Raw genomic sequence first — 7,144 nt, forward strand, 5'->3', positions numbered from 1 at the left:
CGCCGCCGCGACCGGTGGTGCCGACCGCAACGTCCCGATCGTCGACGGCAAGCCGCAGGCGAACTATTATCAGGGCGTCTTCCCCGTGCGCGACATGGGCACCGACGGCTTCACCAGCCGCGCCCCCGTCGCCTGTTTTGCCGCCGACAGCCACGGCGTCCACGACCTGATCGGCAATGTCTGGGAATGGACGACGGCAAAGGCCGGGGGCGAGAATAATGTCATCAAGGGCGGCAGCTTCCTCTGCGCCGCCAATTACTGCGCCCGCTACCGCCCCGCCGCGCGCCAGTTCCAGGAACGCTCCTTGGGCACCGACCATATCGGCTTCCGCCTGATCGACACGGCCCGCCCGGCGCCAGCGGTGCAGGAAACGCAACCTTGATATCACCGTCACCGTGGACTTGATCCGGGATCACGAATGGCGAGAAACGAGCGATTGCGGATGCCACGGAAAATCCTACAATAGGAACTGGAGGAGCATCGCTATGGCTTGGATAGAACGTCTTGAAAACTTCAGCAAAATGGCTCTGGGGGCGTCACTTGCTTTCTATCTGTGCTATTACGTTTGGAACTTCGAAACCGCAGGCAATGCAGGCATGTTGGCCGGATTGATTTTCGCGATTTCTTATTTTTGGTCGCGCTATCTACGCAACAAAACTTCCGTGGCAGCCCGCTAATTGTGATCAAGGTCTCTGCCGGATAAAGGGCAGGTCATATCCAGGCGTTGAAATCGCCGGTTCCTACCCCAAAGCAGGCGTCACCCCAAACCGCTACCCTTGCGCCCGCCGCTTTCGCCGTCGCCACCACCACAGCAACCCCACAATCGCCGCGATCCCGCCGCCCAGCCACAGCCCGGCCTGGATCGCACGCTTCCTGCCCTGCTGCTTCCACGCATAGGCGTTGATCTGTTCGTCGGCGGTATAGCCCGCGGGCATGTCGAGCACGCCATTCGCCTTCGCATAGGCGCGGTAATCAGCCATCATCGCGGCGAAGCGGTCAGGCATTGCCGCCGTCAGGTCCTTCGTCTCGCCCGGATCATTCTTCAGATCATAGAGCCGCCAGCTCCCGTCGCCGGTCGGCGGCAGGTTGCGCACCAGCTTGTAATCGCCGCGGAACAGCGCACTGTTGCCCGACAGTTCATAGCCCAGCGGATCGTCGCCATGGACGCTGCCTGGCGCGCCGCCCAACATGGGGACGAGGCTGCGCCCGGTGACCGGCTCGACCGCCTTGCCCTTCCAGCGGCCGCCATGGTCGGCGACTCCCGCGAGCTCGGCGAGCGTCGGCAGGATGTCGGTGACATGCGCAAGCCCGCCGTTCACCGCCCCGGCGCGGATCTTCGGATTGCCCGGCCAACTGACGATCAGCGGCACGCGCAGCCCGCCCTCGGTCGCGCTGAATTTGTATCCCGCCAGCGGTGACGAAGCCGCGCTCGCCCAGCCCGGACCGATCGCCGCAAAGCTGCCGCGCCGCCCGATGTTCGCGGTCGATGTGTCGTACTGCATGTTGAGGAACAGCCGGTTGCGCGTGCGGCTGTACGGATCGATCGGCTCGGCGCCATTGTCCGACAGGAAGACGAAGATCGTGTTCTCATATTGGCCGATCGCCTTCAGATGCGCGACCAGCCGCCCGACCTCGCGGTCCATCGCGGTCGCCATGCCCGCATAGGCCTGCATCACGCGCACCGCGGCTGCGCGCTCCTCGACGTCGAGCTTCGCCCAGTCGGGGGTGGTCGCCATCGTCACCATCGGCGCGCCCGCGGGCACGATGCCCAGCGCCGCCGCGCGCTTCGCCCGCGCCTCGCGCAGCTTCGTCCAGCCGTCCTTGTACAGCGCCGCATAGCGCGCGATGTCGCTGTCGGGCGCCTGCACCGGGATATGATTGGCGAGGAAGTTGATCGACGCGAGGAAGGGTTTGCCGCTCGCGCGGTCGGCGTCGATATAATCGATCATCTTCTGGGTGACGAAGGTCGACGAATAGAAATTCTTCGGCAGCGTCGCGGGCTTGCCATTCTCGGTCCAGGCGGCGGTGTCGTACATGCCCTCGATCGGGCGCTGCTCGAAATTGTCGGCGCCCGCATCGGCGAGGCTGAAGGCGCGATTATAGCCGCGCGCTTCGGGCAGGCGCGTCGCATCGCTGCCGAGGTGCCATTTGCCGGTGAGATAGGTGTTGTACCCCGCGGCGCCGAACAGGTCGCCCAGCGTCACGACGCGGTGGTTCATCACCGTGTCGTACCCGGGCCGGCCGCGATGCGCGTCGGGGATCGTCTCGGGCATGTTGCCGAGCCCGTTGCGGTGGTTCATCACTCCGGTCTGCAGCATCGCGCGCGTCGGCGAGCACGACCCCGCGACATGGAAGTTCGAAAAGCGCATGCCGGCATAGGCAAGCGCGTCGATGTTGGGCGTCGCAAATTCGGCGCCGAACGACCCCACGTCGCTGAACCCCCAGTCGTCGGCGAGCAGGATGACGATATTGGGATGTTTCGGGTTGGGAGAGGGGTTGGGCGCGGGGGCCGGGGCCGCCTGTGCCGGCGCCAGCAACAGCGCCGCGACCAGCGCCGTCATTCCGCGCCTTATGCGATAGGCCCCCATAGCGAATCCCCTCCCAATATATTGACACATGATATGCCAATATATTGGGCAACGCAATCGCGGGCTTATGCGCAGCAAATCCTTATTGCGAATCGTTCGCAAATATGGCACGGAGGGACATCCAAGCGAAAGGCACCGCCATGAAGCATATCGTCATTACCGAAGCGGCGGCCGCGCCGGTCGGGGCCGATCTGGTCAGCGCCGCCGCGCGCTGCTGGCGCACCGCACGCGACGCGGGCGATGCCCCGGCGCCGCCGCTCCACGCGCTGCTCGCGGGCGATCATGGCGCGATGCTCGCCGCCGCCTTCGACAGTCTGCTCGGCCTTTATGAACAGGCGCTCGGTCGCGGTCTTTCGGTCGGCTGGACCGCGGGCCTGTCGGAGGATGAACAATTGCTCGCCAATCTGCTGCGCGGCGCCGACGCGCTGCCACGCTGTCTCGCCATCGACGAAGGCCCGGCGCGCAGCTTCGACTGCGCGCTCTGCTCGACCCGCATCCTGATCGCCATCGCAGGCGAGGAGCGCCGCTAGCGGTCGAACCCCGCCAGAAACGCCGCGACATTGGCGCCCAGATCGCCGACGGCATAGCCGCCCTCCATCACGATCAGCGTCGGCAAGTTCAGGCCCGATATCGTCGACGCCATCTCGCCATAATCGCCGCGTTCGAGCTTGAAGCTCGAAATCGGATCGCCGCTGAAGGTGTCGGCACCGAACGAGACGATCAGGCAGCGGGCGCCCCAATCCGAAACCGCGCCCAGCGCCGCTTCGAGCGCCGGGCGATAGGCTGCGCCGTCGGTGCCGCGCGGCAGCGGCAGGTTCAGCGTCGCGCCTTCGCCGGCGCTTTCGCCGCGCTCGTCGGCATGGCCCCAGTAAAAGGGATAGTCGGTCACCGGATCGGCATGGATCGACGCGAAGAAGATGTCGCCGTCGTCGTAGAAGATGTCCTGTGTGCCATTGCCATGATGATAGTCGACGTCGAGGATCGCGACCGGGCCGAGCCCCAGCGCCTGCGCCCGGCGCGCCGCGATCGCGGCGCTGTTGAGGTAGCAATAGCCGCCCATATAGTCGCGCCCGGCATGATGTCCCGGCGGGCGGCATAGCGCAAAGGCGTGAAGTGCGCCGTCGCGCAGCGCGTCGAGCGCGGTCAGCGCGCATTGCGCCGACCAATAGGCCGAAGCCCATGTCCCCGCCGCGATCGGGGTCGAGGCGTCGAAGCTGTACGCGCCGATCTCGGCATCGATGCGGTCGAACGCCAGCGGTCGGCGCCGTACCACCGGAAAACTGTAACCGATCGCATCGCCCGTCCGCCCCGCGGCGAGCCAGCTGTCATAAGCGCGTTCGAGGAAGGCGACATAATCGGCGTCGTGCACCGCGAGCAGCGGCTCGCGGCCGAAATCGCGAACCGGCTGCCAATCGCGCAGCGCCGCGACGATCGAGCGCGACCGTTCGACATTTTCGGCATAGGCGACGAATTCGCCATTGTGCAATTCGCGCGTGGGCGCGTGCGCCGCCTGCCGGTCGTCGAAAAAGAGTTTCATGGCCAATCTGGACCCGTTCGTGCTGAGCTTGTCGAAGCACCGTTCTTATCTTGGATGTCGGGAAGAAAGAACGGCCCTTCGACAAGCTCAGGGCGAATGGGTCATATTTTCCCGCGATGCTCCGGAACATCGGGCCAACGTCTCCTATTCGGCCTTTATCGTTTCACCCTGTCCCCGCGCGCCAGGCCGAGGGCGACCGTCCGGTCCACTGCCGGAACGCCCGCGTAAAGCTCCGCGCCTCGGCATAGCCCAGCATCTCGGCGATCGCCTCGACGGTCGCATTGCCGCGCGCCAGCAGCCGCATCGCCTTGTCGCGCCGCACATTCTCGCGGATCGTCGCCAAGGTCGTGCCTTCCTCGCGCAGCAGGCGGCGCAATTTGTGCGGCGACAGCGCGGTCTCGTGCGCCAGCTCGTCCAGCGTCAGGTCGGGGCCGCGCGTCAGATATTGCCGCACCAGCCGCGCCACGCTCAGGTCGCTCGCGGGGATCGTCATGATGCCGAGCGGTGCGGCGGCGATCATCGCCTCCAGTTCGGTCGCGCTGCGCCGCACCGGCGCGTGCAGCGCATGCGCGTCCATCACGATCCGGCGGATCGTGCCGCCGAAGCGATGGCGGCAGGGGAAGAGATATTTGAACTCCTCGAAATAGGCGTCCGGCCGCGGATAATCGAACTCGGCGGCCAGCAGCGAGATCGTCTCGCCCGCCAGCCAGCAGGCGAGCCGGTGCCAGATGATCATCCAGAATTCGCTGAAATAATGGTCGGGGTCGAGCTCGGGCCGGTCGAAACGCACATCGACTGCAAGCCCTTCATCGGTCGCCGCGATCCGCGTCTCGATCCCGGCGCCCAGCAAATTATAGAAACGCGCCGCGCGCGCGAGCCCGTCGGCGACATCGGCGCCCTCGAGCGCCAGTTCGCAGGCAAAGGCGAAACTTCCGGGCCGCACGCATCTTTCGGTATAGCCCATATATTCGTCGCCCAGCGCGCCCCAGATCTGGCGCACCAGCAGCGCCATCGCCTCGACCGGCCCGCGCCACCCGGGCACCGCGAAATCCGCGGGGTTCAGCCCCGTCCCCGCGACGAGATCGTCGACGCGCATCCCCGCGCGCTCGGCCCCTTTGGTGCACACCCCGAAATAATAGCCGTCGATCGTCGCCATGATGGCTGCGCATTATGGTGAGTTTTCCTCGCCTGTCATGCCCTGTTTGCGGGTGCCGAACTCACGCTACGCGGCACCTTCGACAACATCGGGAGACTGCACATGCCCATCCACCCCCGCGAAGAAAGCGCCGCCGACCGCTGGTCGCGCTTCGCCCCCATCGTCACCGGCGACGACTATGTCGCCTCGCTCCGCGGCCGCGGCGTCGAAGTCTGGCTCTTCGGCGAGCGCGTCGAGGAACCCGTCGATCATCCGATCATCCGCCCCTCGATCAACGCGCTCAAGATGACTTACGACCTCGCGCTCGCCGCCCCCGAACTCGCGACCGCGCACAGCGACCTGATCGACGCGCCGGTGAACCGCTTCCTCCACATCGTCGGTTCGCCGCAGGATCTGGTCATGAAGAACCGCATGCAGCGCAAGATGGGCCAGCTCACCGGCACCTGCTTCCAGCGCTGCGCCGGGCTCGACACGATCAGCGTGCTCCACTCGATCACCTGGGACATCGACGCGAAGCACGGCACGCCCTACCACCAGCGCTACCTCGACTTCATGGCGCACGCCCAGCGCGCGAACATCATCATCGGCGCCGGCATGACCGATCCCAAGGGAGACCGCTCGAAACGCCCGCACGAACAGGCCGACCCCGACATGTTCCTCCACGTCGTCAAGCGCACCGATGCGGGCGTCTATGTCACCGGCGCCAAGGCGCATATGACCGGCGGTTTGAACTCGCACTGGATCTGCGTGATGCCGACGATGAACATGGGCGAGGCCGACCGCGACTTCGCGATCGTCGGCCTCGTCCCCGGCGACGCCGCGGGCATCACCTATATCTACGGTCGCCAGTCGTGCGACACGCGCGCGATGGAGGCGGGCGACATCGACCAGGGCAATGCGCGCTTCGGCGGGCAGGAAACGCTCGTCGTCTTCGACAATGTCTTCATCCCGCATGAACATGTGCTGATGGACGGCGAATATGAGTTTGCGCAGGACATGGTCGCGCGCTTCACCTCATACCATCGCGCCTCTTACGTCTGCAAAACCGGGCTCGGCGACGTGATGGTCGGCGCCGCGGCGCAGGTCGCCGATTACAACGGCGCCGAGGCGGCGAGCCACATCAAGGACAAGCTCGTCGAGATGACGCATCTCAACGAGACCATCTATTCCTCCGCCATCGCTTCGAGCCACGAAGCGAAGCCGCTGCCGTCGGGGATCTATATGAACGACACGATGCTCGCCAATGTCTGCAAGCACAATGTCACGCGCTTCCCCTACGAAATCTCGCGCCTCGCGCAGGATCTGGCAGGAGGGATCATGGTGACGATGCCCTCGGATGCCGACTTCAAGAACGAGACGATCGGCCCGATCCTCGAGAAATATATGAAGGGCAAGCACAATGTCCCGGTCGAATATCGCCAGCGCATCCTGCGCCTGATCGAGAATATGACCCTCGGCCGCAACGCCGTCGGTTACCTGACCGAGTCGATGCACGGCGCGGGCTCGCCGCAGGCGCAGCGCATCCAGATATTGCGCGGCATGGAGGTCGAGAAGAAGAAGAGCCTCGCGCGCGACCTTGCGGGAATCGCCGAGGAATAGCAGCATCGCCGCGAGAGGAGAGGGCGTGGATATTCCGGTCATCGCGATCTGCGGCATCGCCACCGATGAGGCGAGTTGGCTCGGCATGCCCGTTGACCGCATCGTCGTGCCGCGCGGCGCGACGCTCGACGCTATGGCGGCGGCGATCCTTACCGAGTTGCCCGATCGCTTCGCGCTCGCGGGCCATTCGATGGGCGGCTATGTCGCGCTGGCGATTGCCGCGCGTGCGCCCGAACGACTGGCGGGCCTCGCGCTGCTCAGCAC

At 65.5% G+C, this 7,144-nt stretch carries 8 protein-coding genes; 5 read left to right on the forward strand and 3 right to left on the reverse strand.

Features of this window, described 5'->3' with window-relative positions; all coding sequences use genetic code 11:
* Together B1A78_RS19290 and B1A78_RS22385 are read left to right on the forward strand one after the other, a co-directional pair.
* The coding region (locus B1A78_RS19290) for an SUMF1/EgtB/PvdO family nonheme iron enzyme (protein ID WP_144037910.1) at positions 1 to 382 on the forward strand (382 nt) is incomplete at its 5' end.
* Positions 383 to 485: 103 nt separating this feature from the next.
* A complete protein-coding gene (locus B1A78_RS22385; RefSeq protein ID WP_144037911.1) occupies positions 486 to 677 on the forward strand; it encodes a hypothetical protein in 192 nt (63 codons plus the stop codon).
* Positions 678 to 770: 93 nt separating this feature from the next.
* On the opposite strand, the gene B1A78_RS19295 is transcribed toward B1A78_RS22385, so the two are convergent.
* Entirely contained in the window at positions 771 to 2,561 is a 1,791-nt protein-coding gene (locus B1A78_RS19295) for an arylsulfatase (RefSeq protein ID WP_256839432.1), read from the reverse strand.
* 167 nt (positions 2,562 to 2,728) lie between these two features.
* Here B1A78_RS19295 and B1A78_RS19300 point away from each other — a divergent pair, with 167 nt between their 5' ends.
* Positions 2,729 to 3,118, forward strand: a complete 390-nt coding sequence (locus B1A78_RS19300; protein ID WP_077148519.1) for a hypothetical protein — start codon at positions 2,729 to 2,731, stop codon at positions 3,116 to 3,118.
* On the opposite strand, the gene B1A78_RS19305 is transcribed toward B1A78_RS19300, so the two are convergent.
* Both B1A78_RS19305 and B1A78_RS19310 read right to left on the reverse strand, forming a co-directional pair.
* The gene (locus tag B1A78_RS19305; protein ID WP_077148520.1) at positions 3,115 to 4,125 is read right to left on the reverse strand and encodes a histone deacetylase family protein; all 1,011 of its coding nucleotides are present in this window, start codon (positions 4,123 to 4,125) and stop codon (positions 3,115 to 3,117) included. The genes B1A78_RS19300 and B1A78_RS19305 overlap by 4 nt on opposite strands.
* Before the next feature lie 163 nt (positions 4,126 to 4,288).
* On the reverse strand, positions 4,289 to 5,281 hold the full coding sequence (locus B1A78_RS19310) for an AraC family transcriptional regulator (protein ID WP_077148521.1): 993 nt from the start codon (positions 5,279 to 5,281) through the stop codon (positions 4,289 to 4,291).
* A gap of 102 nt (positions 5,282 to 5,383) precedes the next feature.
* Here B1A78_RS19310 and B1A78_RS19315 point away from each other — a divergent pair, with 102 nt between their 5' ends.
* Positions 5,384 to 6,880 (forward strand): 4-hydroxyphenylacetate 3-hydroxylase family protein, encoded by a 1,497-nt coding sequence (locus B1A78_RS19315; RefSeq protein ID WP_077148522.1) that lies wholly within the window; start codon positions 5,384 to 5,386, stop codon positions 6,878 to 6,880.
* Positions 6,881 to 6,905: 25 nt separating this feature from the next.
* Positions 6,906 to 7,144: alpha/beta fold hydrolase (locus tag B1A78_RS19320; RefSeq protein WP_256839436.1), on the forward strand; the 239-nt coding region annotated here is incomplete at its 3' end.

It is taken from the genome of Sphingopyxis sp. KK2 (assembly GCF_001990265.1).
Taxonomy (GTDB): domain Bacteria; phylum Pseudomonadota; class Alphaproteobacteria; order Sphingomonadales; family Sphingomonadaceae; genus Sphingopyxis.